The following is a 25,925-nucleotide window of genomic DNA, read 5'->3' as shown; positions in this document are numbered from 1 at the left end:
GACAGTCGATTCGTCATGCCCCCCGGAGGGTTAAGATGCGGTTGCGCTCAGACCGGATCGAGGCCCGCGCCCTCCTCCGCGCCGATCATCAGGTTCAGGTTCTGCACCGCCGTTCCCGAAGCCCCCTTGCCGAGGTTGTCGAGCACGGCGATCACCGTGACCCGTCCCGTTCCGTCGCCATTGACGTAAAGGACCATGCGGTTCGTTCCGTTCATCGCCTGCGGGTCGATCCGCTCGTCCGCGCTCGCGACGCTCACGAACGGCTCGTCGCGGTAGGCCTCGCGGAGCGCCGCCTCGATCCGGGCATGTCCGGGAACGCCGCCGGGCAGGAGGTCGGCATGCAGGTGAAGCTGCACCGCCATGCCCTGCGCGAACCGCCCGACCGCGGGCTGGAACAGCGGACGGCGCGTCAATCCGCCGTATTTCATGATCTCCGGAAGGTGCTTGTGCCCCTGCTTGAGCGCGTAAAGGTAGTAGTCGGGCGCCTCGCCGCGCTCGTATTCGGCGATCAGCGACTTGCCGCCCCCGGTGTAGCCCGAGATTCCGGTCAGCACGGCGCCGTGGTCGTGCGCCACGATCCGGGCATCGGTCAGCGGCCGCAGCATGGCGATGGCACCCGTCGCGTAGCAGCCGACATTGGCGACCCATTGCGCCGTGCGGATGCGCGCGCGCTGGTCCGGCAATTCGGGCATCCCGTAGGTCCATTCGGCGTTCACCCGGTGCGCGGTGGAGGCGTCGATGAGGCGCGTGCCACCGGAGATCATCACCGCCTGCCGCGCGGCGTCGTCGGGCAGACACAGGATCGCCACGTCGGCCTCCGCGTAGGCGTCGCGGCGGGCGATCTCGTCCTTTCGGTTCGCCTCGCCCAGCGAAATCAGGCGGATGTCTCCCCGCGCGGACAGCCGGTCGCGGATCCGGAGGCCGGTCGTGCCGGCCTCGCCGTCGATGAAAACTGCGGTGGTCATGAGCGTCCCTCCGTATCGGGAACAGGGATACGCGGCGCGGTGTCCGGCTGCAATGGCCCGGCGGGCGCCGGACCCCGGATCGACGCCGCATCGCCGTTGCACGCCGCGGTCGCCCCGCGTAACCCCGGCCCATGCGAATTCTCTTTCTCGGCGACGTCATGGGCCGCGCGGGCCGGCGCGCCATCACCGAACGACTGCCCGCGCTCCGTGTCGGCTGGCGCCTCGACGCGGTCGTCGTCAACGGCGAGAACGCCTCCTCCGGGCGCGGCCTCAACGCCGCGCAGGCGAAGGGCCTGTTCGAGGCGGGGGCGGACGTCGTCACGCTGGGCGACCATGCCTTCGACCAGAAGGACATGATGCAGGCCGTCGAGCACGAGCCCCGCATCCTGCGTCCGATCAACTACGCCAAGGCCGCGCCCGGTCGCGGCTGGCGCGTCTTCGACGTGGCGGGGCGCAAGCTCCTCGTGATGCAGGTGCTGGGGCAGGTCTTCATGTCGCGCCCCTACGACGATCCGTTTTCCGCCGTGGAGCCGGTGCTGAAGGCCCATCCGCTCGGTCGCGCGGTGCAGGCGACGCTGGTGGACATGCATTGCGAGGCCACGTCCGAAAAGATGGCGATGGGTCATTGGTGCGACGGCCGCGCCAGCGTCGTGGTCGGCACCCATACCCATGTGCCCACCGCCGACGCCGGGATTCTCGCGCAAGGCACCGCCTTCCAGTCCGACGCGGGGATGTGCGGCGACTACGATTCGGTGATCGGGATGGAAAAGACGGAGCCCATGCGCCGCTTCGTGACCGGCATGTCGCGCGAACGCTTCGAGCCGGCGAACGGCGAGGCGACGCTTTGCGGCCTCTTCGTGGAGACCGACGACGCGACGGGCCTCGCCCGCGAGGTCGTCCAGGTGCGCCAGGGCGGGCGGCTGTCGCAATCGGGGCCCGCCCTGTGACGTGGATCGAGATCCCCCAGGCCATGCAGGCCTGGGTGACGATCGCCGTCCTCCTCGCCATGCTCGGCCTGTTCGTGCGCGAGACCTATCCGACCGAGGTGGTGGCGATGGCGGGCGCCGTGGTCCTGCTGCTGCTCGGCATCCTGCCCTACGAAGCGGGCGTGGCGGTACTCGCGAACCCGGCGCCCTGGACCATCGCCGCGATGTTCCTCCTGATGGGCGCGCTGGTGCGGACCGGCGCGCTCGACTGGTTCACGCGCTTCGCGGAGGGGCAGGTGGGGCAGCGTCCGCGCCTCGCGATCGGCATGCTGCTTGGCGTGGTGCTGATCGCCTCGGCCTTTGTGGCCAACACGCCGGTCGTCGTGGTGATGATCCCGGTCTTCGTGCAGCTCGCCCGGACCATGAAGCTCGCGCCGTCGAAGCTCCTGATCCCGCTCTCCTATGCCTCGATCCTCGGCGGCACGATCACGCTCATCGGGACCTCGACGAACCTTCTCGTGGACGGCGTCGCGCGCACGCGCGGGCTCGCGCCGTTTTCCATCTTCGAGGTTTCGATACTGGCCGTTCCGGTCGCTCTGGCGGGCATGGCCTATCTGTATCTCGTCGGCCGCCACCTCCTGCCGGAGCGGAGCTCGATGGCCGCCATGCTGGGCCAGCGCCGCGCCGCCAAGTTCTTCGCCGAGGCCGTGATCCCGCCGGAATCGAACCTGATCGGTCGGGAGGCGACCGATGTGCAGCTCTTCAAGCGCGAGGGCGTGCGGCTGATCGACGTCGTGCGGGGCGACGCCTCGCTGCGGCGCAACCTGAAGGGCGTCGTCCTCCAGCTCGGCGACCGGGTGATCCTGCGCACCGAGATCGCGGAGCTGCTGACGCTGCAGCGGAACCCGGACCTGAAGCGCCTGGATCAGGTCGGGGCGGTAGAGACGACGACGGTGGAGGTTCTCATCACGCCCGACGCGCGGATGGTCGGACGGCGACTCGGCGACCTGCGCCTCCGGCGGCGCTACGGCGTCTATCCGCTGGCGCTGCACCGCCGCGACCGCAACATCTCGGGGCAGCTCGACGACGTGACGGTGCGGGTGGGCGACACGCTTCTTCTGGAAGGCGCGGCCGAGGACATCCACCGGCTCAGCCAGGATCTGAACCTCGTGGAGGTGAACCAGCCGCGCGAAAAGGCCTTTCGGCGCGAACGCGGCTGGATCCCCGTGGCCGTGGTCGCGGGGATCGTCGCGCTTTCGGCGCTGGGCCTCGCGCCGATCTTCGCGCTCGCCGTCATGGGCGCGGTGATCGTCCTGCTGACGCGTTCGGTCGATGCCGACGAGGCCTTCGGCTTCGTGGACGGCCGTCTGCTGGCGATGATCTTCGCGATGCTCGCCGTTGGCGCCGCGCTCGAGGCGTCGGGCGCGGTGGAGATGATCGTGGGCGCGATCGCGCCGTTCCTCGGCAATCTGCCGGCCCCGCTCCTCGTGTTCGCCGTCTTCGCGCTGACCTCGACGCTGACCGAACTCGTGTCCAACAACGCCGTCGCCGTCGTCGTCACGCCCATCGCCATCGCGCTGGGCGACACGCTGGGCGTCGATCCGCGCGGGCTCGTCGTCGCGGTCATGGTCGGGGCGAGCTGTGCCTTTTCGACACCCATCGGCTATCAGACGAACATGCTGGTCTATGGTCCGGGCGGATATCGGTTTACCGATTTCGCACGGGTGGGAATCGGCATGAACGTGGTCGTGGCGCTCCTCTCGTCGGCCCTGATCCCGCTGATCTGGCCGCTCTGACCCGATCCCCGCGGAGGCTTCGATGCGCATTCTGTTCCTTCTGCCCCTCGCCCTCTGCGCTTGCCAGACGCTCGGGCTCCCGCGTGGCGAGGACATGTTCGACGTGCCCGAGGGGGAGGTGCGGGTGACGCGCGCGACGGCGGACGCCGCCCGCGTGACGCTCAGGCTCTCGGATGGCACCCGCTGCTCGGCCGAACGGCCGGAGGGCGTGACCGGCAACTGGTCAGGGGTCACCACCGATTGCGGCTACGCGCTGCCCTTTACCGTCGCCTACAAGCCCGCGCCCCGGCCCGAGCGCTTCACCATCGAGGCGCCGCTGGGCGGCAGCGGCCCGCGGGCGGAAGTCTACGTGACCGACGTGGACGGCGTGCGCCGCCTTTTCGTGGCCCCGCTCGGCGACGACGTCCGGTTCGAAACGACGCCGCCCGCGCCGGTCTGAGGCGCCGTCAGGACATTCTCAACCCTTGGCTTCGTCGTTAACCTTTCGGCAAGGTTGACGATTCATTAACGGCCGCATCCGACCGATCCCCCGGGGGCCGATGCCCGATCCGTCTTCCACGTCCATCGCCGTCGTCACCTGTTTGCGCGACGAGGGGCCCTATGTCGTGGACTGGCTCGCCCATCTGCGCGCATTGGGCGTCGGTCGTGTGCTGGCCTTCACCAACGATTGCCGCGACGGAACCGGGGCGCTCCTCGACGCGCTGGCCCCCGTCGGTGTCGTGCACGTGCCACAGGGGGACGTGCTGGGCAGGGACGGGCCCGCGCCGCAATGGCGCGCGATGGCGGCGGCCTGGACGCACGAGGTCTGCACGGGCGCGGACTGGCTTCTGCATCTTGACGTGGACGAGTTCGTGGCGCTCGACGGCGCCGCGACGCTTCCCGAACTCGTCGGCGGAATGCCGGGGGCGGAGGCGATCGCGCTGCCCTGGCGGCTCTTCGGCTCGGCGGGACGGCTCGAGGCGGGGACGGGGTCCGTGCCCGAGCGCTTCGACCGCGCCGCGCCGCCCGGCCTCGCCTATCCGGCGCTGGCCAGCTTCTTCAAGACGCTTTTCCGCCGGGCCGGACCCTTCACCGGCTTCGGCATCCACCGGCCCCGTCAATCCGCGCCGCCCGTCTTCTTCGACGACACGGGGGGTCGCGACGACGCGCTGTCGGCCGATCCGAAGCGCATCCTCCTCTGGCGCGGCGGGATGGCGCCGGAGGGACGGCGGGTGCAGCTCAATCACTACGCGGTCCGCTCGATCCACGAGTTCCTGCTCAAGCGCGCGCGGGGACTGCCGAACCACACGGGCAAGGTGCCGGGGCTCGAATACTGGGTGGAGCGGAACTTCAACCAGACGACCTGCGGGATGATCGGACCGCAACTGCCGGTGATGCGTGCCGAGGCGTCGCGGCTGCGCGACCTCCCGGGCGTGGCGGCGGCCGAGGCGGCGGCGCGCGACTGGCACCGGGCGACGCGCGACCGCGTGCTCGCGACGGAAGACGGCTTGCGGCTTTGCGGGCGGCTCGTGCTTGCGGGCGGCTCGCTCGCGCCGTCCCCACGGCTCGGCCGGGCGCTTCTGGGGATGGCTCGGGCGTATGTTTGAAACCCGGATCCTGAACGGCCGCGTCGTCGGCGACGTGACGGTGCTCGACGCCGTGGGCGACCCGGACGGTGCGCGCGTGTTCCTCGGGCGCGGGCTCGACCCCGTGCGGATCGACGGGGCGCTCGTCTCGGTAAACGGCTCGGTCATGGCGCGCGTCGCGGGCGGCACGGAAGTTGCCGTGCCGGTTGCGGGCTGCGAGGCGCGCGTTCCGGTCGCCGCGCCCGAGCCCGATCTGTTCGCGGGGCTCCGCGTGATGCTGGGCTGTCGCAACGGGGAAAGCGTGCGGAATGTCCGCGACTGGCTCGACTGGCATGCCGGGCAGGGGGCGGACGCGGCTCTGATCCTCGACCGGACCCGCCCGGGGGAGTCGCCGCTGGCTCCCGCGTTGGGGGCGGCCCTGTCGGACCGGCCGGTCGCGGGGCTGACCCGCGTGATCGTTGTCACCTCGCCCGTCCCGCTCGGCGGCGCGGAGGCGAGCGAGCGGCATCCGCTGCAGGCGCCCGACGCCCCCGGCAAGGACCGCATGGACGTGCCCGCGCCGGACCCGTGGACCGCCCCGCTGGCGGAGCTCGTCGTGCTCGAGGCGCTGCGCTGGCGGTTCCTGACGGCGGCGCGGGCGGTCGCGTTCCTCGATGTCTCGGACCTGCTCGCGCCCGCGCCGCCGGGGCGGGGCGCCTTCGCGCGGATCGACGCGACGGAGGCCGGAATCCTGCCGCTTCACGGCCGACGCATCTATCCGTGGCGCTTGCGAAAGGGCCGCGCCGTCGGGTTCGGCGACCACGTCTGCACGCTCTTCGATACAGCGGGCGGCCACCGCCGCTGGATCGCCGCGCCCGCGCGGCTGCCGGCCGACGCGCCGTTCCGGCTGACGCGGATCGGACGTCTGCAATCCGACACCGGCGGGGCGGCCGCGTTCCACCGCGCGATGGCGCTCCGCTGCAACGAGGCGGGGGACCGGCCGCTCGCGCCGAAATCCGGGCTGGTGCGGAGCGACGCGCTTCTGCACCTGTCGCGGGAGCGGTTCGGCCACGACCCCGTCCTGCCCCCGGTCTCCGCCGCCCCGGTGCCTCGCCTGCCCGCCGCGCTTCCGGGCCGGACGGCGATCGTGACCTGCATGCGCAACGAGGGGCCGTTCATCCTCGAATGGATCGCCCATCATCGCGGCATCGGCGTGGACGACATCCTGATCTACACCAACGACTGCACCGACGGGACGGTCGAGTTGCTCGACGCGCTCGCGGCCGCCGGCATCGTCACGCGACGCGACAACCCGTTCCCCGGCACCGGCCTCAAGCCGCAGCATGCCGCGCTCGCCGCCGCGGAGGAGGAGGCGATCCTGGCCCGTGCGGGCTGGGCGATCTGCATGGACGTGGACGAGTTCATCGACGTGCATGCGGGCCAGGGGCGGCTCGCGGATCTCTATGCCGCCGTGGGCGACGCGAACATGATCTCGATGACGTGGCGGCTGTTCGGGAACGACGGACGCGCGACCTTCGAGGACGTCCCCGTGACGCAACGCTTCACCGCCTGCGCGCCGGAATTCTGCCGCAAGCCGCATCAGGCCTGGGGGTTCAAGACGCTGTTCCGCCGCAACGCGATCTTCCGCAAGATGGGGGTGCATCGGCCGAAGGGCCTGCGTCCCGACCTCTGGCGGCAGGTGGACTGGGTCAACGGGTCCGGACGACCAATGCCGCGGGAGATGCTGCGCAACAGCTGGCGCTCCACGGCGGAGACCTATGGCTACGATCTGGTGACGCTGAAGCATTATGCCGTGCGCGACGCCGAAAGCTTTCTCGTGAAGCGCGACCGGGGCCGGGTGAACCATGTCGAACGCGATCAGGGGCTCGGCTATTGGTTCCGGATGAACAACAACGCCGAGCGGGATCTGCGGATGCAGGCCCATGCGGCGGCGCTCGCGGACGGGATCGCGGAGCTTCGTGCGCTGCCGGGCGTGGCGGCCGCCCACGACGCCTGCGTCCGGGCGCACCGGGCGCGGATCGCCGCGCTGAAAGCGGTTCCGGCGAACGCGGCGTTTCTGGCGGAGATCACGGGCCCGCGGCTCGACCGGCTGAGCCGGATGCACGCGCATTTCGGCGCGAACGTCTTCCTCGCCGGGCCTGGTTCCGTGCCGGACGCGGTGACGTTCGCGGACCATCCGCCCGATTTCTTCTTCACCGTCGAGCCCGTCGAGACGGTGCGGCACTGATCTCAGCGGCAGATGTCGCGCAGGGCGAGCCAGACGGTGTCCTCGAGCGAAGGCGGCATGTCGGAGGGGGCCGCGCCGGTCGTCGCCCGCCCCGTCGCTCCGGCCCAGGGCGTCCAGGCGAGCTGGGCCGCGTCGAAGCCGGCGCGGAGCCGCTCTTCCGGCGGCAAGGCGGGCGGCCTGGCGGCACGTTCGGAGACATGGCCGGCGATGGCCCGGTCGGGAACGCGCCCCGAGGCCAGCAGACGGAGCAGATCGCCGAGGCCGAGATCCTGCAGGACGCCGTTCAGGGGCGCCTGGGTCCGCGTCGTCAGGATCGCGGCCAGGAGATGTCCCGCCGCGACGTCCGGATCGTCGCGGGCTTCGAGGATGCGGTTCGACAGGACGATCAGATCGCCGGGCAACGCCAGCGCGGGCACTTCGAGATCGCGCAGCACGGCGAGCCGGAGCGGCCGCGTCGGCGCCAGACGCTGGCGAAGCCTCGCGAGCGCCTCGTTTCCGGGGATCGAGCTGCAGGCCGGGCCCGCGCGTCGGGCAAGCACGTCGAGCATCCGGTCGCCGATGTCCCGCGCCTGCGCCGGCGGAATGATGTTCGCCGCATGCCGCCGGAGCGCGCCCGGCAGCCAGATCGCCAGCGCGCCGAGCGCGACGCCGACCGCCAGTCCGACGAGCGCCCGGCGGAGCGCGCCGGGCCGGCGGCGCCCCATCTCGACGGCGGAGACGACACGGTCGAGCGCGGCGATCATTTCGGGCTCGGCGATCTCCAGATCCTCGCCGGCCTCTTCGTGGGGCGCGTAGAGGGCGGGCGCCTCGCGGGGATTGCGGCGGACGAGCGCGGGCAGGGACCAGTGACTCAGCGCGGTGCCGCCGAAATCCTGCAGGACCAGTTCCGCCTCGCCCAGCGTGACGTAGACCTCCCGCCGGTCGGCCCCCGCATCGGGGCGCCAGAGCCCCGTCGTCTCGAGACGTTCGATGCCGTGGAGTGCGGTCAACCGGACCTCGCGGCGCGTCGCTGTCTGTCGTCAATGCGGCGCATCGGGCCGTTGCTCCTCCTCGTCCGGGTCGCAATACTGCGCCGACGCGGCGGAGCAGGACAAGGGCGCACATGGAAAACAGACCCGTCGCCGCGGCCGGCTTCATCCTGACCTCGACGCTCACCATCGGCTTCATCGACCAGTTCATCCGGATCATCGCGGAAACGTCGAGCTTGTGGACCTTCCACGTCGTCCGCACGGCGATGATCTGGATCCTCGTCGGTGGATGGCTGGCGCTTTCGGGCCGGCGGCTGCGCGTGTCGAACTGGCGCGGCCTCCTCCTGCGGTCGGGGATCATGGCGACGGCGCTGATGATCTATTTCGGCGCGCTGGGCTTTCTGCCGGTGGCGCAGGCGGCGGCCGGGCTCTTCACCGCGCCGATCTGGGTGCTGATCCTTTCGGTCGCGATGTTCGGCCTGCGGGTCGGCCCCGTCCGCATCGCGGCGGTGGCTCTCGGCTTCGCGGGCGTGGTGATGGTGCTCTCGCCCGATCCGGCGAGGATCGAGCCGCTGGTCTTCGTGCCGGTGCTCGGCGGCGCGTTCTACGCGATGGGCGCGATCGCGACGCGCGAATGGCTCGGCGCTGAATCGGCGCTGGTCGTCGCGCTGGGCTCGTTCACCGCGCAGGGGCTCTGGGGGCTTCTGGGACTGGCTGCGATCGCGGCGCTCGGGCCGGGCGACGGGTTCCTCGCGCGGGGTTGGGTCTGGCCGGACGCGAACGTGCTCGCGTGGTGCGTCCTGCAGGCGGGAGGGAGCCTGTTCGCCGTCGTCTGCGTCACGCGCGGCTACCAGCTGGCCGAGGCATCGCTCGTGTCGGTCTTCGAATATTCGGTACTCGGCTTTTCTGCGCTGTTCGGCCTGCTGCTCTGGGGCGAGGCGCTTTCGCCCGTCTCGATCCTCGGCCTCGGGCTGATCGCCACGGCGGGTTCGCTGATCGTGGTTCGGGGCCGGCGGGCGCGGGTCGCGTGATCCTGTCGCCCGGACGCGGATACGCCTTCGTCCATGCACCGAAGACCGGCGGGACCTCGATGGCACTGGCGCTGGAAGCACGGGCGATGGCGGACGACATCCTGATCGGCGACACGCCGAAGGCCGTTCGCCGCCGCGGGCGCGTGAAGGGCGCGCGCGCCGCGGGGCGGGTGTGGAAGCATTCGACCCTCGCCGATGCCCGGGGCCTCCTCCCCGACGCGGTGATGGACGCATTGCGTCCGGTCATGCTGGTCCGCAATCCCTGGGCACGGATGGTGAGCTACTACCATTGGTCGCGGGGGCAGGATTTCGACCATCCGGCGGTCGCGGTGGCGCGCGACACGGACTTCGCCGGCTTCGTCGCGCACCCGACCGTGGCGGAGGCCGTCCGCCGCACTCCCTATACCCGCTACGTGGCGGGTGGGACGGCGCCGATCTTTATCCGGATCGAGCATCTGCCGACCGACCTCGTGCCGTTCGAGGCGCTGCTCGGCTTCCGCCTCGACCTGCCGCACGTCAATCGATCCGACCGGCCTGCGGATTGGCGTGCGGCCTACGGCGCGGAGACGCGCGCGCAAGTTGCCGACATCTGCGCGGAGGATATCGCCCGCTTCGGCTACCGGTTCGGGGAAGGCTGACATTTTGCCGGATCCCGGCCTCGGGCAGGCCGCCTGGCGCGCGGGGCGGCTCTTGCCGTTCCGCCCGCGTCCGTGCGAGAGCAGCGTATGGCCAAGCCTGTCCCCTCCAAGCGAAGCATGTCCGCCGCCGGTCGCGACGATCACGCGCCCTGCGCCTTTCTGATCGGCACGCGCGTCGCCACCGCCGACGACATGCGCAACGTGGAGATGCTGGAGGTCGGCGACCGCGTGCGCACGACGGCGGGACCGCTGGAGATCGCGCGGATCGAGCGGACGATCATGCGACGCCTCGACCTGATCTACCGGCGGGACGACTGGCCCGTCCGCGTTCCCGTGGGGTCGCTCGGCAATCCGGGGCCGCTTCGCCTGTCTCCGGCGCAGCGCGTGGTGCTCGACGGGCCGACGGTGGAGCGCGTCGCTGGCATGCCCGAGATCTCCGTGAGCATCCGCGACCTCGTGGGATTGCGCGGCCTGATCGTGGAGCGGCCGATCGCCGATTTGCACTACACGATTCTGGATTTCGGTCGCCCGGTGGTGGTGGTGGCGGAGGGCGTCGCCTGCGAGATACAGGCCGGCGACGCCGCAATCGTCGAGCGTGACGCGGCCCGCGCCGCATACATGGCAATGAACGCGGAGGGGGAGCCGCGGCTGCGGACCCTCCGCTGATCGCTCAGGCGGCCTTCGGGCCCGTGGCGGCGTAGAAGCGCGCGCCCTCCGCCGCCATGCGGCGCAGCCGGTCCGGCGTTGTGAAACGGGGGCCATGCCGCTCGGCAAGCGCGTCGCAGGTCGCGACCGCCCATTCCGCGCCGACGATGTCGAGCCAGGAAAACGGTCCGCCGGACCAGGGCGCGAAGCCCCAGCCGAGGATCGCGCCCACGTCACCCTCGCGGATGTCCTCGAGCACGCCGTCCTCCAGCGCGCGGACCGCCTCGAGCACCTGCACCAGCATCAGCCGGTTCTGCACCTCGTGCAGGTCCGGCTGCGCCTCCGCGACCGGGTAGCGCGCGTCGAGCTTCGACCAGAAGCCCTGCCGCTTGCCCGCCTCGTCGTAGCTGTAGAAGCCCGCCTTCGCCTTGCGGCCCAGGCGCCCGGCATCGGCCATGGCGAAAAGCACCTCGTCCACCGCGCCGTCGGGATAGGCGTCACCCATCGCCGCGCGCGTCGCCTTCGCGATCTTCACGCCGAGGTCGATCGAGGTCTCGTCGACGAGTTGCAGCGGCCCGAGCGGGAAGCCCAGCTGCTTGGCCGCGTTCTCGATCAGCGCCGGCGCGACGCCCTCCGCGACCATGCGGATGCCCTCGTTGATATAGGGGATGATGCAGCGATTGGCGTAGAAGAAGCGCGCGTCGTTCACCACGATCGGCGTCTTGCGGATCTGGCGGACGAAATCGAGCGCCTTGGCGACGGCGCGGTCGCCGGTCTCCGTGCCCTTGATGATCTCGACCAGCATCATCTTGTCGACGGGCGAGAAGAAATGGATGCCGATGAACTGCCCGGGCCGGGCGCTCGCGCGGGCGAGCTCGGTGATCGGCAGGGTGGAGGTGTTGGTGGCAACGATGCAGTCCGGGCCGACCACGGCCTCTACCGCGCGGGTCATCTCCGCCTTGACGTCCGCGTCCTCGAACACCGCCTCGATCACGAGGTCGCAGCCGGCGAGCGCGTCGAGGCCGGTGGTGGCATGGATGCGGGCCAGCACCTCCGCCTTCTTCTCCTCCGACACCTTCTTGCGGGAGATGCCCTTGTCGAGCAGCCCTTCGGAGTAGGCCCTGCCGCTGTCGGCGGCGGCCTGCTCCCGGTCGATCAGGACGACCTCGATCCCGGCATTCGCCGCGACATAGGCGATGCCCGCGCCCATCATGCCCGCGCCGAGAACGCCGAGCTTCGCGACCCGCTGGTCGGGCGCCTCCGGTCGGTTCGCGCCTTTCTCCAGCGCCTCCTTGTTGATGAAGAGCGACCGGATCATCGCCTCCGAGGAGGGATTCATCAGGACGTGGGCGAACCACCGTGCCTCGATCCTGAGCGCCGTGTCGAAGGGCACCATCGCACCCTCGTAGACCGCCGACAGCAGCGCCTTCGCGGCCGGGAAGGCACCTTGCGTGCGGCCGTTCACCATCGCGGAGGCACCGACGAAGGTCATGAAGCCCGCCGGGTGATAGGGCGTGCCGCCGGGCATCTTGTAGCCCTTCTGGTCCCAGGGCTTCACGAGGTCGGCATCCTTCGCGGAAAGGATCCAGGCGCGCGCATCGCCCATCGGGTCGTCCGACACTCCGTCGACAAGGCCCGCCGCGCGCGCCTTCTTCGGGTCGCTGAGCTTGCCCTCGAGCAGAAAGGGCGAGGCGCCCATCGCGCCGAGCTTGCGCACGAGCCGCGTCGTGCCGCCCATGCCGGGGAAGATGCCGACCATGATCTCGGGCAGGCCGATCTTCGCCTTCGGATTGTCGGCGGCGAAGACGCGGTGGCAGGCGAGGGGGATTTCGAATCCGATGCCGAGGGCGGTGCCCGGAAGGACGCAGGCCACCGGCTTGCCGCCCTTCAGCGTCTTCGGGTCCATCCCTGCGCGCTCGATCTTGCGCAGGATACCGTGGCAGCGCATCAGACCGTCCATCAGGCCCTGCGCCGGCGCGTCGCCCGCTTCGGCCTTCATGCGCGCGATGACGTTGAGATCCATGCCGCCGGCGAAGCTGTCCTTGGCCGACGTGATCACGATGCCGCGCACCTCCGCATCGGCCAGCGCCGCGTCGAAGCAGCTCTCGAGCGCGTCCCAGCCCTCCAGGCTCAGCACGTTCATCGACTTGTCCGCGACGTCCCAGACGATCGTGGCGATGCCGTCGTCGTCCCTGGACCAGGTGAAATCCGTCATCTTTCGTCTCCTTTGCCGTGGCCTTGCGCCGGCTTGCCCGCTTCGAGCGCGTCGAAGCGTCCGAAATAGCGCTGGGGCATGAAGTCCTGGACCCGCTCGTCGAAGGTGATGAGCGAGATGCGCCGCGTGAGCCACAGGCCGTTCCGGCGGACCAGTTCCATCGCGCACTCGTAGGGGTCGACCAGGTAGCTTCCGCCGCGCAGCACGTAGCTGCGATGCGTTCCATCGATCCGGTCTGGGCTGCCCTCGACGTATTCCGCCTTCAGGCACACGCGATGGTAGGCCGTCGCGCCGAGCGTCGCGAGGCTCTGGCGGAACGCCTCCACGTCGGCCCGGAACTCCTCGAAGGTATGGGTGACGCGGGTGCCACGGTCGCTGGTGAAGGTGTAGGGGTAATCCGTGAGCTGCCCGAGCGCGTCGAAGTCCCGGTCCCATGCGGCCCGGGACGTGGCATCGGCAAGCCGCTGATAGATCTCGGCCGCCTCCGGCATCAAACGCGTTCGAGAATGGTGGCCGCGCCCATGCCGCTCGCCACGCAGAGGGTGGCGAGCCCCAACTCCTTATCGGACCGCTCCAGCTCGTCGAGAAGCGTGCCGATGATGACCGCGCCCGAGGCGCCGAGCGGATGGCCCATCGCGATGGCCCCGCCATTGACGTTGAGGCGGTCGTGATCGACGCCGAAGGCCTGCATGTATCGCAGCACCACGGAGGAGAACGCCTCGTTCACCTCGAAGAGGTCGATGTCGCCGATCTTCATGCCGCTGTCGGCGAGGATCTTCTCGGTCGCGGGAACCGGTCCCGTCAGCATGATCGTCGGATCGGAGCCGATCTTGGCGGTGGCGCGAATACGGGCCCGGGGGATGAGCCCCCATCTTTCGCCGAACGCCTTCGAGCCGACGAGGACGCCCGCGGCGCCATCGACGATGCCCGAGGAATTGCCGGCGTGGTGAATGTGGTTGATCCGTTCGAGATGCGGGTATTTCAGGAGCGCGATCTTGTCGAAGCCGGGCATGGTCTCGCCCATCGCCTGGAAGGCGGGGTTGAGCGCGCCGAGCGACTGCATGTCGGTGCCCGGCCGCATGTACTCGTCGCGCGCGAGGATCGGCAGCCCGTTCACGTCGCGCACGGTCAGCATGGAGCGATCGAACCGGCCCTCCTCCCAGGCCATGGCGGCCCGGCGCTGGCTCTCGACCGCATAGGTGTCCGCGTCGTCGCGGCTGATCCCGTATTCGGTGGCGATGATGTCGGCGCTGATGCCCTGGGGGACGAAATAGGTCTCCATCGCCACGCTCGGATCGACGGCGATGGCGGCGCCGTCGCTGCCCATCGGCACGCGGCTCATGCACTCGACGCCGCCGGCGATGTAGCCGTCGCCGGCACCCGCGCGGATCTGGTTCGCCGCGAGGTTCACCGCTTCCATGCCGGAGGCGCAGAAGCGGTTGATGCTGAGCCCCGGGATGCGCTCGTCGAGGTCGGAGGCAAGAACCGCGGTCCGCGCGAGGCATCCGCCCTGTTCCATGACCTGCGTGGCGTTGCCCCAGATCACGTCCTCCACGGCATGCCCCTCGAAGCCCGCGCGCGTCTTGAGGGCGTCGAGAACCGTCGCCGACAGGCGGACGGCCGTGACCTCATGAAGGCTGCCGTCGGGGCGGCCCTTGCCGCGGGGCGTGCGGACGGCGTCGTAGATAAAGGCGTCTGTCATGCGAGCTTCCTCATAGGCCACGGTCGGAGGGGCGACCGGGCATCAGGTCGTAGGGGGGCTTCCAACCGGGCAGGGCGGCGATCCGGTCGAGCCAGGCGTCGATGGCGGGCCACTCCGTCCGGTCGAAGCCGAAGGGTTCCGGGTAGTAGAGATAACCGCAGCAGCTCAGATCCGCATTCGTGACGTTACGGCCGACGATCCAGTCGCGATCCGTCAGATGCGCGTTCAGAACGTCGAACGCGCCACGGAGGCGACCCTGCTGGAACGCGATCACCTCGGCCGGGCGCTTCGCCTCGGGCAGGAAGTTCATCAAGAACCGTGTGACCCCGGCGACGCTCGAAAGCTTGTGGTTGTCCCACAGCACCCAGCGGAGAACCTCGTAGCGCTCCGCGTCCGTGCCGCCGAAGCGTCCCGTCCGGTCCGTGATCCATTGCTGGATCGCGCCCGACTGGCTCAACCGGAACGCGCCGTCAACGAGGAGCGGTGCCTCGCCCATCACGTTCGCGCCGCGAAAGGCCTCCTGCCGCGCCGCCCCGTTGAAGAAGTCGACGAAGACCGGCTCCCAGTCGAGACCGGACAGCTCCAGGGCGAGGGCCGCCTTGTAGCTGTTCCCGCTTTCGCCGAAGCAATGCAGCCTGATCGTCATCGAACCTCCTTTCGGTGCGGCGTCCGGACGGACCTGTCGCCCGGCCGATATGTGCTCAGGATGGAGCAATCCGCGCGGCGTGCAAGCGTCACGGGATGTGTCGGTCGGTTACCGTGGATCACGGGCGGACGACGCATTCGTCACCGCCTTGTAGAGACCGAGGCGGTGGCGAAGCGCCTCGTGATGCGTGACGACGTCGAATGCCTCGAACAGGAACGACAGCGCGTCGCCCTGTTCGAGCCCCGTTTCCTCGACGAACTGCCGAAGCCGGCGATAGCCTACCTCCGACATTTCGGCATTCACGTCAGGTAATTGCGATCGTGCTTGAGACATATGCAGCTCCATGTGCTCCGGCCCCCGGCAATCCGGGTCGCCGGCGTTTCGCGCTTCGTTCAGAACGCTGTCGAATCGAGGGCCATGATGGTATCCGCCCCGGTCTTGATGCGTGCAAGGTGCATGGCCGTCGCCGGCAGCTGGCGGGCCATGTAGTACCGACCCGTCGCGATCTTGGCCGCGAGAAAGTCGCGGTCGGCGCCGTCCTGCTCCAGCGCCGCGTCGGCGGCCTTCGCCATTCGGGCCCACATCAGCCCCAGGCAGACATGACCGAAGAGGTGCATGAAATCGTACGAACCCGACAGCGCCGCGTTGGGGTTCTTCATTCCCTCCTGCATGAAGAAGGTCGCCGCCTCCTGCAGGTCTTTCGAGGCGGCCTTGAGCGGGTCGAGGAAGCCGGTCCTGAACGGCTCGTCCTCCGCGTTCTCGCGGACGAAGGTCTTCACGATCTCGAAGAACGCCATCACGTTGCGGCCGCCATCGGTGGCGAGCTTGCGGCCCACGAGGTCGAGCGCCTGCACCCCGTTCGCGCCCTCGTAGATCATCGCGATGCGGGCGTCGCGGGCGAACTGCGACATGCCCCATTCCTCGATATAGCCGTGACCCCCATAAATCTGCTGCGCGGCCGTGGCGTTCTCGAAGCCCTTGTCGGTAAGGAACCCCTTCACGACCGGCGTGAGGAGCGAGACCAGCCCGTCCGCGGCCTTGTCGCCGCCCTCCTGCGCACGGTCGATCAGCATGGCGCTCCAGAAGGTGAAGGCGCGGGCGCCCTCGACGAAGCTCTTCTGGTCCATCAGGTTGCGGCGGATGTCGGGATGCACGATCAGCGGATCGGCCGGCCCGCCCGGATTCCTTGCGCCGGTCACGTCGCGCCCTTGCAGCCGGTCGACGGCATAGGCCAGCGCGTTCTGGTAGGCCACGTCCGCCTGCGCGTAGCCCTGCAGGCCGACGCCGAGCCGGGCCTCGTTCATCATCGTGAACATCGCGCGCATGCCCTTGTGCGTCTCGCCCAGCAGATAGCCCGTCGCGCCGTCGTAATTCATCACGCAGGTCGAGTTGCCGTGGATCCCCATCTTCTCCTCGAGCTTGCCGACGGAGACGCCGTTACGCGCGCCGAGCGTGCCGTCCGCTTTCACGACGAATTTCGGCACGATGAAGAGCGAGATGCCCCTGGTGCCGTCCGGCCCGCCGGGGATCTTGGCGAGGACGAGATGGACGATGTTCTCGGCCATGTCGTGATCGCCCGCGGAAATGAAGATCTTCTGCCCGGTGATCCTGTAGGTGCCGTCCGCCTGCGGCTCGGCCCGGGTGCGCATCAGGCCCAGATCGGTGCCGGCATGCGGCTCGGTCAGGTTCATGGTGCCGGTCCATTGGCAGCCGTACATCTTCGGCAGCCAGAGCGCCTTCTGCGCCTCCGTCCCGTGCACGGCGATGGCCGAGGCCGCGCCGTGGGTCAGGCCGTAATACATGTTGAAGGCCATGTTCGCCGCCGACAGGATTTCGCCCACCATCGTGTAGGTGATGTAGGGCAGGCCCTGGCCGCCATAGGCCTCGGGCGCGTCGAGCGCGGTCCAGCCGCCGTCGCGGAGCTGGTCGAAGGCGGCGCGGAAGCCGTCCGGCGTGCGCACGACCCCGTTTTCCAGCCGGCAGCCCTGCCGGTCGCCCACCATGTTGAGCGGCGCGATCACCTCGCTGGCGAGCTGCCCCACCGTCTCGAGGATCGCGCCGGTGAAGTCCCGGTCGAGATCGGCGTAGCCCGGCACGTCCTGCCGGCTGATGCCGAGAACGTCGTGCAGGACGAACTGGATGTCCTTCGTGGGCGCGGTGTAGGTTGGCATTCTGCGTCTCCTCGATCGCGTTTGCGGTTGCGCGATCCCGGGGCTCGTCGGTTCAGACGATCTGCCGGGATTGCAGTTGGTTCAGCATCTTCTCGCCCCAGCGGAGCTGTTCGGACAATTCACTGATCGCGGCGTCGAGCTCGTCGCGCTGCTTCTTCATCGCGGTCAGCCGCTCGCTTCCGATCTCGTGGGCGCGGGAAATCTGCGTGTACTGGCTGTCGCCGAGGTCATAAAGGTCGAGAAGCTGCCGGATTTCCTCAAGCGAGAAGCCGAACCGTTTGCCGCGCAGGATGAGCTTCAGACGCGCCCGGTCGCGGCGGGTGAACCACCGCTTCTGACCCTCGCGACGGGGGAACAGCAACTCCTTCTGCTCGTAAAAACGCAGCGTCCGCGGCGTGACGTCGAATGCGTCGCACATCTGGCGGATGGTAAGAAATTCTTCTGCCATAATAACTTCCCTCGTTATAGCCCACCCAAAATACGGATGAGGTTCAAATTCGAGGAATTCGATACAGGACCGTTTGACGCTTACGTAATGTGGACGTTACGTCAACTTTGGGCCAGGACCGGCGGTTTTTAGTTCATTTTTACCCATCGACGCGACAGAGACGCTCGCTTCGGCCGATTGTCTCCGCAGGATGGATCAGGACCGATTCCCGAGCTCGTCCCGCACGCCGTCTCGCAGGCTGGTCAGCTCGGCGATAGCGGCCTCCAGATGGCGCCTGCGCTCCAGAAGCTCGTCGAGCTGCCGGTCGGCGAGGTCGATCCAAGCCTGCTTCTGCGTGGTCCCTTCGGGGTCGGCGTCGTAGAGCGCGAGCCATTGGCGGATCTCCTCGAGGGAGAAGCCGAACTTGCGGCCGCGCAGGATCAGCGTCATCCGGGCGATCTCCCGCGGCCCGTAATACCGGGTCCGTCCGACCCGCGCGGGCGCCAGAAGCTCGATATATTCGTAATGTCGAAGCGTCCGTGGCGTCACGTCGAACCGGGCGCACATCGCCTTGAAATCGAGCCGTTCCGCCATACCGCACCTCCGGCTCCGATGATCGCACGTTCGCCGCCCGCCTGTCCATCGGACGGGGTTGCGGCTTCCGGGGCTTCGCGGCATGGCTCCGCAGATGAGCGGACATGACGACAGGGCGACAGAGGCGGCGCGGCAGTTCATCGCGGCCCTTCCGCATTGCCGGGCCCTTGGCATGGAGGTCGAGGCCGCGGGCGGGGGGAGCGTGACGATGTCGATGCCCTGGTCGGAGGCCCTTGTCGGCGACCCCCGGACCGGGGTGATCCACGGCGGCGCAATATCCGCGCTGATGGATACCTGCGGCGGCGCGGCGGTCATGTCGCACCCGACCGGGGCGCTGACGACCGCGACGATGGACCTGCGCATCGACTACATGCGCGCGGCCGAGCCCCGGCAGCGCATCACCGCCCGCGCGATCTGCCATCACGTCACGCGCAGCGTTGCCTTCGTGCGCGCGGAGGCCTGCGACGAGGCGTCGGACAAGGGACCGGTCGCGGTGGCGAACGGCGCCTTCACGCTGGAACGGGCCTCCGGGGAATGAGGCCGCCCGAGCCCGTACAGGTGGTCAAGCAGCGGCGCGACGCGGCGCTCCGAGCGCTGGTCGAAGGCGTGCCCTATATCCGGTTCCTCGGGATCACCTTCGATCGGCGCGGGGACGAGCTGACCGGCGTGCTGCATTACGACGAGAAGCTCGTCGGCAACCCCCTGCTGCCGGCACTTCACGGCGGCGCGACGGCTGCGTTCCTCGAAGTCACGGCGATGATGACGCTGTCCTGGGCGATGCTCTGGGACGACATGGAACGCGGGCGGCTCGACATGGGCGGACTGGCACAGGGGGCACCCGCGCATCTGCCGAAGACGATCGACTTCTCGGTGGACTACCTCCGGCCGGGCCTGCCGCGCGACGCCTATGCGCGGGCACGGGTCAACCGTTCGGGGCGCCGCTACGCCAGCGTCCATGTGGGGGGCTGGCAGGACAACCGCGACCGGCTCTTCGCGCAGGCGACGGGGCATTTCCTCATGCCGACGCGCGAATGAGCGCGGGCGACGCGCAGGATCTGACGCATCGCCGCATCCTTCGCGTGGCGATCCCCGTGGTGCTGTCGAACGCGACCGTGCCGATCCTCGGCGCCGTCGATACCGGCGTCGTCGGTCAACTGGGCGAGGCCGCCCCGATCGCGGCGGTGGGGGCGGGGGCGATCATCCTTTCCTCGGTCTACTGGATTTTCGGTTTTCTGCGGATGGGCACGACGGGCCTCGCCGCGCAGGCGCTCGGCGCGGGCGATCGCGCGGAACTCATCGCACTCCTCACCCGCGCGCTGCTCATCGCGGGGGTGGCGGGCGGCGCCCTGATCGCGCTGCAATGGGCGATCTTCGCCGGCGCGTTCCGCCTCGCGCCCACGAGTCCCAAGACGGAGGCGCTGGCCCGCGACTACATGGGCATCCGCATCTGGTCGGCCCCCGCGGCCATCGCGATCTACGGCCTGACCGGCTGGCTCATCGCGCAGGAACGGACGGGGGCGGTGCTCGTCGTGCAGGTCGCGATGAACGGCGCGAACATCCTTCTCGATCTGTGGTTCGTGCTCGGTCTGGGCTTCGGGGTGGCGGGTGTGGCCTGGGCCACGTTCCTGTCGGAATGGGCGGGCCTGACGCTGGCGCTTTGGCTATGCCGTAGTGCGTTCACCGATGCCGCCTGGCGGGACCGGGCGCAGATCTTCGACGCCGTCCGCCTCCGGCGGATGATCGCGGTGAACACCGATATCCTGATCCGGTCGGTCCTCCTGCAAGCGACGTTCACCTCCTTTCTGCTGGGCGGCGGGCTGTTCGGCACGGTGGCGCTCGCCGCGAACCAGGTGCTGCTGCAGTTCCTCTACATCACGTCCTACGCGCTCGACGGCTTCGCCTTCGCGGTGGAGGCGCTGGTCGGGCGCTTTTTCGGTGCGGGCGACCGGCCGCGGCTGCGGCGGGCGGTGGCGATGTGCAGCGTCTGGGGGCTTGGAACGGTGGCCGCGCTGGCGCTCGCCTTCGCGGCGTTCGGCGGCACGCTCGTCGACGTCATGACGACGGCGCCGGACGTGCGCGGGGCGGCGCGGGACTTCCTGCCGTGGATGGTTGCGGCGCCGCTCGTCGGGTTCGCGGCTTGGATGCTCGACGGCATCTTCATCGGGGCCACGCGGACGCGCGACATGCGCAACATGATGCTTATGAGCGCCGCCTGCTACGTCGCGGCCTTCGCCGCGCTCGTCCCGGTGTTCGGCAACCACGGGCTCTGGGCGGCGCTGATGATCTCCTTCGCGGTGCGCGGGATCACGCTGGGGTTGCGCTACCCGGCGCTGGTGCGCGCCGCGACGGCCGGGGGCCGGCCCCCGGACCCCCGGGATATTTGCGAAGCAAAGACGTGAGTCCCGGTCAGAGCCAGCGGTCGCGATCGATGCCGACCGCCTCGGCGACATTCGCGAAGCCGTCGCGTGCGAGCAGGGCGTCGAGATCGCGCGCGATTTGGGTGGGCAGGCCGATCCCTTCGAAGACGAGCGCGGTGTAGATCTGCACCGCCGAGGCGCCGGCGCGGATCTTCGCATAGGCCTGCTCCGCAGTGGCCACGCCGCCTACGCCGACGAGCGGCAGGTCGGTCAGTGCCGACAGGCGGGCGAGGATGCGCGTCGAGCGATCGAAGAGCGGCTGGCCGGACAGGCCCCCGGTCTCGCTGGCATGGCGCGAGACGAGACCTTCGCGCGCGAGGGTGGTGTTGGTCGCGACGATCGCGTCGACGCCCGTGGCGGCGGCCGCGAGCGCCGCGAGGGCGGACGCGTCGAGATCGGGTGCGATCTTCAGGAAGACGGGGATCCGGCGGGGCAGGGCGTCGCGCGTCGCGAGCACGCCCGCGAGCAGCGCGGCGAGCGCCTCCGCCCCCTGCAGGTCCCGCAGGCGCTCGGTGTTGGGACTGCTGACGTTAACGGTGGCGAAATCGACATGCGGCCCGCAGACCTCGATCACGCGGGCGAAGTCGCCGGCACGATCCGCGCTGTCCTTGTTGGCGCCGACATTTATCCCGATCACGGCGCCCTTCGGCCGGCGGCGCAGGCGCCCGGCCACGATTTCGAGCCCTTCGTTGCTGAAGCCGAACCGGTTGATCGCGCCCCGGTCCTCGGTCAGGCGGAAAAGACGTGGCCGGGGATTGCCGGCCTGCGGGCGGGGGGTGACGGCACCGGCCTCGAAGAAGCCGAAGCCGCAACGGGCGATGGCACCGAGCGCGGTCGCGTTCTTGTCGAATCCCGCGGCGAGCCCGACGGGGTTCGGCAGGTCGAGGCCGGCGAGGCGCGTCGCCAGACGCGGCGTCGTGACGGGCCCGGAGCGGGGACCGAGCCCGGCGCGGAGGGCAGCGAGGGCAAGCGTATGGGCGCGTTCCGGGTCCAGGCGATGGAGCGCCGCGAGCGCCGCCCGTTCGATCATTCGAGGTCGTCCGGAAAGACGTGGTGACCGTCCTCGTCCAGCGGCAAGGGTTTCGCCCAGGCGACCTGGTCGTGGCGGAGGGGGGCGTACAGATGGGGGAACTCCGCGCCGCCGCGCGACACCTCCCAGCGCAGGTTGTCGCGGACCGCCGCCTCCTCGACCGCAGCGAGCCAGAGACCCTCGACGCCCGCGAAATGCTTTGCCGCCGTCTCCGCCACCTGCGCGGCGGTGGAGAAATGGATGTAGCCGTCGTCCACGTCGACCGGCGCGCCGAGCGTGGTGCCGTCGGCCTGCAACGCGTTCCATTCCGGGGTGCGGAAGAGCTTGTAGATCATCGCCCTCCGATGGCGTGGCTGCCCCTCTGCGTCAAGACCGCGTCGCGTCATATGCCTTTGACATGCCCATGCGAGCCGCGCACCATCGCGCGGAACCATTCAGGGGGTATCGACAAAATGAACCGACTTCTCACCGCGACCGCGATCGTCGCCGCGACCACAACCCTCGCGAAGGCCGAATACGAACTCACGATCCTGCACACCAACGACTTCCATGCCCGATTCGAGCCGATCAGCGCCTATGACGGTCCCTGCGCGGCCGAGGAGAACGAAGCCGGCGAATGCTTTGGCGGAACGGCTCGACTCGTGAACGCGATCGCGGACGCCAAGGCGGATACGGGGAACTACATCCTCGTGGATGGCGGCGATCAGTTCCAGGGAACGCTGTTCTACAGCTATTACAAGGGTGCCATGTCGGCCGAGATGATGAACAAGCTCGGCTACGACGCGATGACCGTCGGCAATCATGAATTCGATGACGGCCCGAAGGTGCTGCGGGAGTTCGTGGACGCGCTCGATTTTCCGATCCTGATGTCGAACGCCGACGTGAGCCGGGAGCCCGAGCTCGCGGACGCGATCCAGAAATCGGTGGTGATCGAGAAGGGGGGCGAGCGGATCGGGTTGATCGGCCTGACACCGCAGGACACCCACGAACTCGCCAGCCCCGGGCCGAACGTGACCTTCACCGACCCGTCGGAGGCGGTGCAGGCGGAGGTCGACCGGTTGACCGAGGACGGCGTGAACAAGATCGTCGTGCTGAGCCATTCCGGCTACGAGACCGACAAGGCGGTCGCGGCGAACACGACCGGTGTCGACGTGATCGTCGGCGGTCATACGAACACGCTGCTGGGTGACATGGAGGGGGCGGAGGGGCCCTATCCGACAATGGTCGATAGGACCGCCATCGTGCAGGCCTATGCCTACGGCAAGTTCCTTGGCGCGCTCGACGTGGTCTTCGACGACAACGGCGAGATCATCGCCGCCATGGGGCAGCCGATCATCATCGACAGCACCATCCTGGAAGACGACGCCACCGTTGCCCGGATTCGGGAGATGGCGTTGCCGCTCGATGAAATCCGCAACGAGGTCGTCGCGCAGAGCGAGGCGCCAATCGACGGCGGTCGCGAAACCTGCCGGGCGGAGGTCTGCGAGATGGGCGTGCTGATCGCCGAGGCGATGCTCGACCGCGTGAAGGATCAGGGGATCGACGTCGCGATCCAGAACGGTGGCGGTATCCGCGCCTCGATCGACGCCGGCGAGGTCACGATGGGCGAGGTGCTCACCGTTCTGCCATTCCAGAATACGCTGTCGACGTTTCGCGTCGATGGCGCGACCCTGGTGAAGGCGCTGGAGAACGGCGTGAGCCAGATCGAGGAGGGCGCGGGCCGCTTTCCGCAGGTCGCGGGCATGTCCTTTGCCTTCGATCCGGACGCCGAGCCCGGGAGCCGTATCAGCGACGTGATGGTGGATGGCGAGCCGATCGACCCCGAGAAAATGTACGGCGTCGTGTCGAACAACTACGTCCGCAACGGTGGCGACGGCTATGCCATGTTCACCGATGCGGCCGATGCGTACGACTACGGACCCGACGTCGCGGAGGTGCTGGCCGAGTACCTGGCCGGGCAGGGGCCTTACACGCCGACGACCGACGACCGGATTACCGTCAAGTAAACACGACGCCACCGGCCCGGATACGAAACCGGGGGCGATGAGGTCGGCTCCACGTGACGCGTGGAGCCGCCTTTACATGGGATCGCGACGCATCCTACATGCCGCGAACGATACCGCAGGAGTGCAGACCGCGCCGGGCGTCCGGTTCCGCGGTCCGTCCCGTGCGTTGCCACCGGGGAGATCTGCATGCTGGCCCAGAAGCCGATCAACCAGCCTGAACGCCTTGCCGCCCTGCGCCGGTACGAGCTCGACACGCATTCGAACCGTGGTGCGTTCGAGGGCATCGTCGAGCTGGCTGCTCAGACCTGCCATTGCCCGGTCGCGATGGTTTCCATCGTCCATGCCGACGACCAGAGGTTCGAGACGCGGTGCGGGATCGCCTTTGACGGGACGGGCCTCGAATCCTCGATCTGCAGTCATGCCATCCTGCAGGACGAGATCCTGGAGATACCGGACACCCGGCTGGACATGCGGACGCAGGACAACCCGCTGGTCACCGATCCGGACGCGCCGATGCTGTTCTATGCTGGCGCGCAGATCAAGACGCGCACCGGCGTCGTGCTGGGAACGCTCTGCGTGCTCGATCACCGGCCGCGACGGCTCGGCGATTCAGAACGCCGCGCCCTGCGCATCCTCGCCGACCAGGTGATGCAGCGGCTGGAGCTGCACGAGGCGCTGCGCCAGCAGGATGCGATGCGGCGGGAGGTCGATCACCGCGTCAAGAACAGCCTCGCGGGTGTCGCCGCGATGACGCGGATGACGGCGCGACGTGCGAGCGAGGAAGTCCGCGCGGCGCTTCTGGAGGTGGAGCAGCGCATCAACGTCATGGTCGAGCTGCACAGCGACCTCTACCAGGCGGACAATCCGGATGCCCCCATCGAGATCTCGAACTATCTGCGTCGCGTCGTCTCCTATCTGGAGAACATAGCGCCGCCGAACATCGAGATCGACGTCGATCTCGAACCGCTGGAGCTTCTGAACAAGCGGGCTTCGGCGTTGGGCGTCCTGGTCAACGAGCTCATCTCGAACGCGTGCAAGCATGCGTTTCCCGACGGCCGCACCGGTCGCGTCGTCCTGCACGGAACGGCGGAAGGCGACGGGCGGTACCGGTTGTCCTGCGAGGACGACGGCGTCGGCAGCGCGAATGCGGGCGCCGGTCTCGGACAGCGGATCATGGAGGCGTCGGCTTCGCAGCTCGACGGGTATCTGCACGTCGCGGCGATGGAGCGCGGGCACCGCGTGGAGCTCGAGTTTCCGCTCGACGCGCGATGAGGGGCGGGCGATGTGCGGCCGTTATGCCCTGACGCTGCCGCACGGGGCGATGGTGGACCTCTTCGCCGCCGTGCCGTCGAACGATCTGCCGGAAGGGCCGCGCTACAATGTCTGCCCCACGACGCAAGTGCCGGTCGTAACGGCAGGCGACGCGGGGCGGCGGCTGCGGCCGATGCGCTGAGGGTTCCTTCCGCACTGGTACAAGAGCCCGACGGACGGCCCGCTTCTGATCAACGCGCGCGCCGAGACGGTGGCGGAGAAACCCGCCTTCCGCGCCGCGATCCGCGCGCGGCGCTGCCTCATCCCCGCGACGGGGTTCTTCGAATGGACAAAAGCGGACGGGCAGCGGCTTCCGTGGTATTTTCATCCGCGCGAGGGCGGGGCGCTGGCCTTCGCCGGGCTTTGGCAGGATTGGGGCCCGGAGGATCTGCCCAGCTGCGCCATCGTCACCTGCGCCGCCGGCACGGCAATGTCGGAGATCCATCACCGGGAGCCGGTCACGCTTCACCCGGACGACTGGTCGCTCTGGCTGGGCGAGGCGGGGCACGGCGCGGCGACGCTGATGCGCGCCGCGCCGGAACGGCGGCTGGCGCGGCATCGCGTCGCGACCAGGGTGAACTCGAACCGGGTGGAGGGCGCGGACATCGTCGACCCGCTGATCGACGACGGGGATCGCTGACCTCC

At 69.2% G+C, this 25,925-nt stretch carries 25 protein-coding genes and 1 pseudogene; 14 read left to right on the top strand and 12 right to left on the bottom strand.

Translation table 11 applies throughout. From position 1 onward, the window contains the following. Positions 1-47 precede the first annotated feature (47 nt). Complete coding sequence (gene argC, locus Q1B08_RS08325; RefSeq protein WP_299817063.1) at positions 48-965, bottom strand: N-acetyl-gamma-glutamyl-phosphate reductase; 918 nt, start codon at positions 963-965, stop codon at positions 48-50. A gap of 131 nt (positions 966-1,096) precedes the next feature. On the opposite strand from argC, the gene Q1B08_RS08320 reads away from it, so the two are divergent. The 5 genes from Q1B08_RS08320 (at position 1,097) to Q1B08_RS08300 (ending at position 7,479) form a co-directional block, all read left to right on the top strand. Continuing rightward, positions 1,097-1,912: a TIGR00282 family metallophosphoesterase gene (locus tag Q1B08_RS08320; protein WP_299817061.1), complete on the top strand. Its 816-nt coding sequence runs from the start codon at positions 1,097-1,099 to the stop codon at positions 1,910-1,912. Continuing rightward, positions 1,909-3,687, top strand: coding sequence for an SLC13 family permease (locus Q1B08_RS08315; protein ID WP_299817059.1), 1,779 nt, complete (start codon positions 1,909-1,911; stop codon positions 3,685-3,687). Before Q1B08_RS08320 ends, Q1B08_RS08315 begins: the two co-directional genes overlap by 4 nt. 22 nt (positions 3,688-3,709) lie before the next feature. Continuing rightward, entirely contained in the window at positions 3,710-4,126 is a 417-nt protein-coding gene (locus Q1B08_RS08310; RefSeq protein ID WP_299817057.1) for a hypothetical protein, read from the top strand. 100 nt (positions 4,127-4,226) lie between these two features. Beyond that, positions 4,227-5,273, top strand: a complete 1,047-nt coding sequence (locus tag Q1B08_RS08305; protein ID WP_299817055.1) for a glycosyltransferase family 2 protein — start codon at positions 4,227-4,229, stop codon at positions 5,271-5,273. Further along, entirely contained in the window at positions 5,266-7,479 is a 2,214-nt protein-coding gene (locus Q1B08_RS08300) for a glycosyltransferase family 2 protein (protein WP_299817053.1), read from the top strand. The genes Q1B08_RS08305 and Q1B08_RS08300 overlap by 8 nt, the downstream gene beginning before the upstream one ends. A 2-nt stretch (positions 7,480-7,481) precedes the next feature. Here the strand turns inward: Q1B08_RS08300 and Q1B08_RS08295 are convergent, their stop codons facing one another. After that, positions 7,482-8,468, bottom strand: a complete 987-nt coding sequence (locus Q1B08_RS08295; RefSeq protein ID WP_299817051.1) for a hypothetical protein — start codon at positions 8,466-8,468, stop codon at positions 7,482-7,484. 113 nt (positions 8,469-8,581) lie between these two features. Between Q1B08_RS08295 and Q1B08_RS08290 the strand changes: the two genes are divergently transcribed. The 3 genes from Q1B08_RS08290 to Q1B08_RS08280 all read left to right on the top strand — a co-directional run bounded on the left by Q1B08_RS08290 (position 8,582) and on the right by Q1B08_RS08280 (position 10,782). Beyond that, positions 8,582-9,478, top strand: a complete 897-nt coding sequence (locus Q1B08_RS08290; protein ID WP_299817049.1) for a DMT family transporter — start codon at positions 8,582-8,584, stop codon at positions 9,476-9,478. Beyond that, a complete protein-coding gene (locus Q1B08_RS08285) occupies positions 9,475-10,116 on the top strand; it encodes a Type II secretory pathway, pullulanase PulA (RefSeq protein ID WP_299817047.1) in 642 nt (213 codons plus the stop codon). Before Q1B08_RS08290 ends, Q1B08_RS08285 begins: the two co-directional genes overlap by 4 nt. Positions 10,117-10,203: 87 nt before the next feature. Continuing rightward, positions 10,204-10,782, top strand: a complete 579-nt coding sequence (locus Q1B08_RS08280; RefSeq protein WP_299817045.1) for a Hint domain-containing protein — start codon at positions 10,204-10,206, stop codon at positions 10,780-10,782. A 4-nt stretch (positions 10,783-10,786) separates the two neighbouring features. On the opposite strand, the gene Q1B08_RS08275 is transcribed toward Q1B08_RS08280, so the two are convergent. From Q1B08_RS08275 to Q1B08_RS08240, 8 genes are all read right to left on the bottom strand, one after another. After that, entirely contained in the window at positions 10,787-12,976 is a 2,190-nt protein-coding gene (locus Q1B08_RS08275) for an FAD-dependent oxidoreductase (RefSeq protein ID WP_299817043.1), read from the bottom strand. Then, complete coding sequence (locus Q1B08_RS08270) at positions 12,973-13,467, bottom strand: hypothetical protein (RefSeq protein WP_299817041.1); 495 nt, start codon at positions 13,465-13,467, stop codon at positions 12,973-12,975. Before Q1B08_RS08270 ends, Q1B08_RS08275 begins: the two co-directional genes overlap by 4 nt. Further along, the gene (locus Q1B08_RS08265) at positions 13,467-14,678 is read right to left on the bottom strand and encodes an acetyl-CoA C-acetyltransferase (RefSeq protein ID WP_299817039.1); all 1,212 of its coding nucleotides are present in this window, start codon (positions 14,676-14,678) and stop codon (positions 13,467-13,469) included. The genes Q1B08_RS08270 and Q1B08_RS08265 overlap by 1 nt, the downstream gene beginning before the upstream one ends. 10 nt (positions 14,679-14,688) lie before the next feature. Beyond that, on the bottom strand, positions 14,689-15,324 hold the full coding sequence (locus Q1B08_RS08260) for a glutathione S-transferase (RefSeq protein WP_299817037.1): 636 nt from the start codon (positions 15,322-15,324) through the stop codon (positions 14,689-14,691). 108 nt (positions 15,325-15,432) lie between these two features. Next, entirely contained in the window at positions 15,433-15,657 is a 225-nt protein-coding gene (locus Q1B08_RS08255) for a hypothetical protein (protein ID WP_299817035.1), read from the bottom strand. Positions 15,658-15,716: 59 nt separating this feature from the next. Beyond that, positions 15,717-17,495 carry an acyl-CoA dehydrogenase C-terminal domain-containing protein gene (locus Q1B08_RS08250; RefSeq protein WP_299817033.1) on the bottom strand — a complete coding sequence of 593 codons (1,779 nt, stop codon included), beginning with the start codon at positions 17,493-17,495 and terminating at the stop codon, positions 15,717-15,719. A 52-nt stretch (positions 17,496-17,547) separates the two neighbouring features. Next, the gene (locus tag Q1B08_RS08245) at positions 17,548-17,943 is read right to left on the bottom strand and encodes a MerR family DNA-binding transcriptional regulator (RefSeq protein WP_299817031.1); all 396 of its coding nucleotides are present in this window, start codon (positions 17,941-17,943) and stop codon (positions 17,548-17,550) included. A 195-nt stretch (positions 17,944-18,138) separates the two neighbouring features. Further along, positions 18,139-18,516, bottom strand: coding sequence for a MerR family DNA-binding transcriptional regulator (locus Q1B08_RS08240; protein ID WP_299817029.1), 378 nt, complete (start codon positions 18,514-18,516; stop codon positions 18,139-18,141). Between the two features lie 94 nt (positions 18,517-18,610). Here Q1B08_RS08240 and Q1B08_RS08235 point away from each other — a divergent pair, with 94 nt between their 5' ends. Genes Q1B08_RS08235 through Q1B08_RS08225 form a run of 3 tightly spaced genes read left to right on the top strand, consistent with a single transcriptional unit; the run spans position 18,611 to position 20,915 of the window. Further along, a complete protein-coding gene (locus tag Q1B08_RS08235; RefSeq protein ID WP_299817027.1) occupies positions 18,611-19,054 on the top strand; it encodes a PaaI family thioesterase in 444 nt (147 codons plus the stop codon). Further along, the gene (locus Q1B08_RS08230) at positions 19,051-19,551 is read left to right on the top strand and encodes a PaaI family thioesterase (protein WP_299817025.1); all 501 of its coding nucleotides are present in this window, start codon (positions 19,051-19,053) and stop codon (positions 19,549-19,551) included. Before Q1B08_RS08235 ends, Q1B08_RS08230 begins: the two co-directional genes overlap by 4 nt. Next, positions 19,548-20,915, top strand: coding sequence for an MATE family efflux transporter (locus tag Q1B08_RS08225; protein ID WP_299817023.1), 1,368 nt, complete (start codon positions 19,548-19,550; stop codon positions 20,913-20,915). Before Q1B08_RS08230 ends, Q1B08_RS08225 begins: the two co-directional genes overlap by 4 nt. 7 nt (positions 20,916-20,922) lie before the next feature. Here the strand turns inward: Q1B08_RS08225 and Q1B08_RS08220 are convergent, their stop codons facing one another. Both Q1B08_RS08220 and Q1B08_RS08215 read right to left on the bottom strand, forming a co-directional pair. Next, positions 20,923-21,963, bottom strand: coding sequence for a quinone-dependent dihydroorotate dehydrogenase (locus Q1B08_RS08220; protein ID WP_299817021.1), 1,041 nt, complete (start codon positions 21,961-21,963; stop codon positions 20,923-20,925). Continuing rightward, on the bottom strand, positions 21,960-22,298 hold the full coding sequence (locus Q1B08_RS08215; protein WP_299817019.1) for a DUF952 domain-containing protein: 339 nt from the start codon (positions 22,296-22,298) through the stop codon (positions 21,960-21,962). The genes Q1B08_RS08220 and Q1B08_RS08215 overlap by 4 nt, the downstream gene beginning before the upstream one ends. Positions 22,299-22,415: 117 nt before the next feature. Here Q1B08_RS08215 and Q1B08_RS08210 point away from each other — a divergent pair, with 117 nt between their 5' ends. The 3 genes and pseudogenes from Q1B08_RS08210 to Q1B08_RS08200 all read left to right on the top strand — a co-directional run bounded on the left by Q1B08_RS08210 (position 22,416) and on the right by Q1B08_RS08200 (position 25,920). Further along, positions 22,416-23,969, top strand: a complete 1,554-nt coding sequence (locus Q1B08_RS08210) for a bifunctional metallophosphatase/5'-nucleotidase (RefSeq protein ID WP_299817017.1) — start codon at positions 22,416-22,418, stop codon at positions 23,967-23,969. A gap of 186 nt (positions 23,970-24,155) precedes the next feature. Beyond that, positions 24,156-25,241 (top strand): histidine kinase dimerization/phosphoacceptor domain -containing protein, encoded by a 1,086-nt coding sequence (locus tag Q1B08_RS08205; protein ID WP_299817015.1) that lies wholly within the window; start codon positions 24,156-24,158, stop codon positions 25,239-25,241. 10 nt (positions 25,242-25,251) lie between these two features. Then, positions 25,252-25,920, top strand: a pseudogene (locus tag Q1B08_RS08200) (SOS response-associated peptidase). The last annotated feature ends 5 nt before the right edge of the window (positions 25,921-25,925 follow it).

The sequence above is a fragment of the uncultured Jannaschia sp. genome (assembly GCF_947494025.1).
GTDB lineage: Bacteria > Pseudomonadota > Alphaproteobacteria > Rhodobacterales > Rhodobacteraceae > Jannaschia.
The sequence above is the reverse complement of the archived record's forward strand: the minus strand, read 5'-3'. Positions and strand labels throughout refer to the sequence as shown.

What these genes read in the sequence shown, in the direction of transcription:
- Q1B08_RS08205 (WP_299817015.1), top strand. Translation starts at nt 24,156, where the DNA reads ATGCTGGCCCAGAAGCCGATCAACCAGCCTGAACGCCTTGCCGCCCTG.
- Q1B08_RS08275 (WP_299817043.1), bottom strand. Translation starts at nt 12,976, where the DNA reads ATGACGGATTTCACCTGGTCCAGGGACGACGACGGCATCGCCACGATC.
- Q1B08_RS08215 (WP_299817019.1), bottom strand. Translation starts at nt 22,298, where the DNA reads ATGATCTACAAGCTCTTCCGCACCCCGGAATGGAACGCGTTGCAGGCC.
- Q1B08_RS08290 (WP_299817049.1), top strand. Translation starts at nt 8,582, where the DNA reads ATGGAAAACAGACCCGTCGCCGCGGCCGGCTTCATCCTGACCTCGACG.
- Q1B08_RS08240 (WP_299817029.1), bottom strand. Translation starts at nt 18,516, where the DNA reads ATGGCGGAACGGCTCGATTTCAAGGCGATGTGCGCCCGGTTCGACGTG.
- Q1B08_RS08270 (WP_299817041.1), bottom strand. Translation starts at nt 13,467, where the DNA reads ATGCCGGAGGCGGCCGAGATCTATCAGCGGCTTGCCGATGCCACGTCC.
- Q1B08_RS08300 (WP_299817053.1), top strand. Translation starts at nt 5,266, where the DNA reads ATGTTTGAAACCCGGATCCTGAACGGCCGCGTCGTCGGCGACGTGACG.
- Q1B08_RS08280 (WP_299817045.1), top strand. Translation starts at nt 10,204, where the DNA reads ATGGCCAAGCCTGTCCCCTCCAAGCGAAGCATGTCCGCCGCCGGTCGC.
- Q1B08_RS08225 (WP_299817023.1), top strand. Translation starts at nt 19,548, where the DNA reads ATGAGCGCGGGCGACGCGCAGGATCTGACGCATCGCCGCATCCTTCGC.
- Q1B08_RS08320 (WP_299817061.1), top strand. Translation starts at nt 1,097, where the DNA reads ATGCGAATTCTCTTTCTCGGCGACGTCATGGGCCGCGCGGGCCGGCGC.
- Q1B08_RS08305 (WP_299817055.1), top strand. Translation starts at nt 4,227, where the DNA reads ATGCCCGATCCGTCTTCCACGTCCATCGCCGTCGTCACCTGTTTGCGC.
- Q1B08_RS08255 (WP_299817035.1), bottom strand. Translation starts at nt 15,657, where the DNA reads ATGTCTCAAGCACGATCGCAATTACCTGACGTGAATGCCGAAATGTCG.
- Q1B08_RS08265 (WP_299817039.1), bottom strand. Translation starts at nt 14,678, where the DNA reads ATGACAGACGCCTTTATCTACGACGCCGTCCGCACGCCCCGCGGCAAG.
- Q1B08_RS08310 (WP_299817057.1), top strand. Translation starts at nt 3,710, where the DNA reads ATGCGCATTCTGTTCCTTCTGCCCCTCGCCCTCTGCGCTTGCCAGACG.
- argC (WP_299817063.1), bottom strand. Translation starts at nt 965, where the DNA reads ATGACCACCGCAGTTTTCATCGACGGCGAGGCCGGCACGACCGGCCTC.
- Q1B08_RS08230 (WP_299817025.1), top strand. Translation starts at nt 19,051, where the DNA reads ATGAGGCCGCCCGAGCCCGTACAGGTGGTCAAGCAGCGGCGCGACGCG.
- Q1B08_RS08220 (WP_299817021.1), bottom strand. Translation starts at nt 21,963, where the DNA reads ATGATCGAACGGGCGGCGCTCGCGGCGCTCCATCGCCTGGACCCGGAA.
- Q1B08_RS08210 (WP_299817017.1), top strand. Translation starts at nt 22,416, where the DNA reads ATGAACCGACTTCTCACCGCGACCGCGATCGTCGCCGCGACCACAACC.
- Q1B08_RS08250 (WP_299817033.1), bottom strand. Translation starts at nt 17,495, where the DNA reads ATGCCAACCTACACCGCGCCCACGAAGGACATCCAGTTCGTCCTGCAC.
- Q1B08_RS08245 (WP_299817031.1), bottom strand. Translation starts at nt 17,943, where the DNA reads ATGGCAGAAGAATTTCTTACCATCCGCCAGATGTGCGACGCATTCGAC.
- Q1B08_RS08260 (WP_299817037.1), bottom strand. Translation starts at nt 15,324, where the DNA reads ATGACGATCAGGCTGCATTGCTTCGGCGAAAGCGGGAACAGCTACAAG.
- Q1B08_RS08235 (WP_299817027.1), top strand. Translation starts at nt 18,611, where the DNA reads ATGAGCGGACATGACGACAGGGCGACAGAGGCGGCGCGGCAGTTCATC.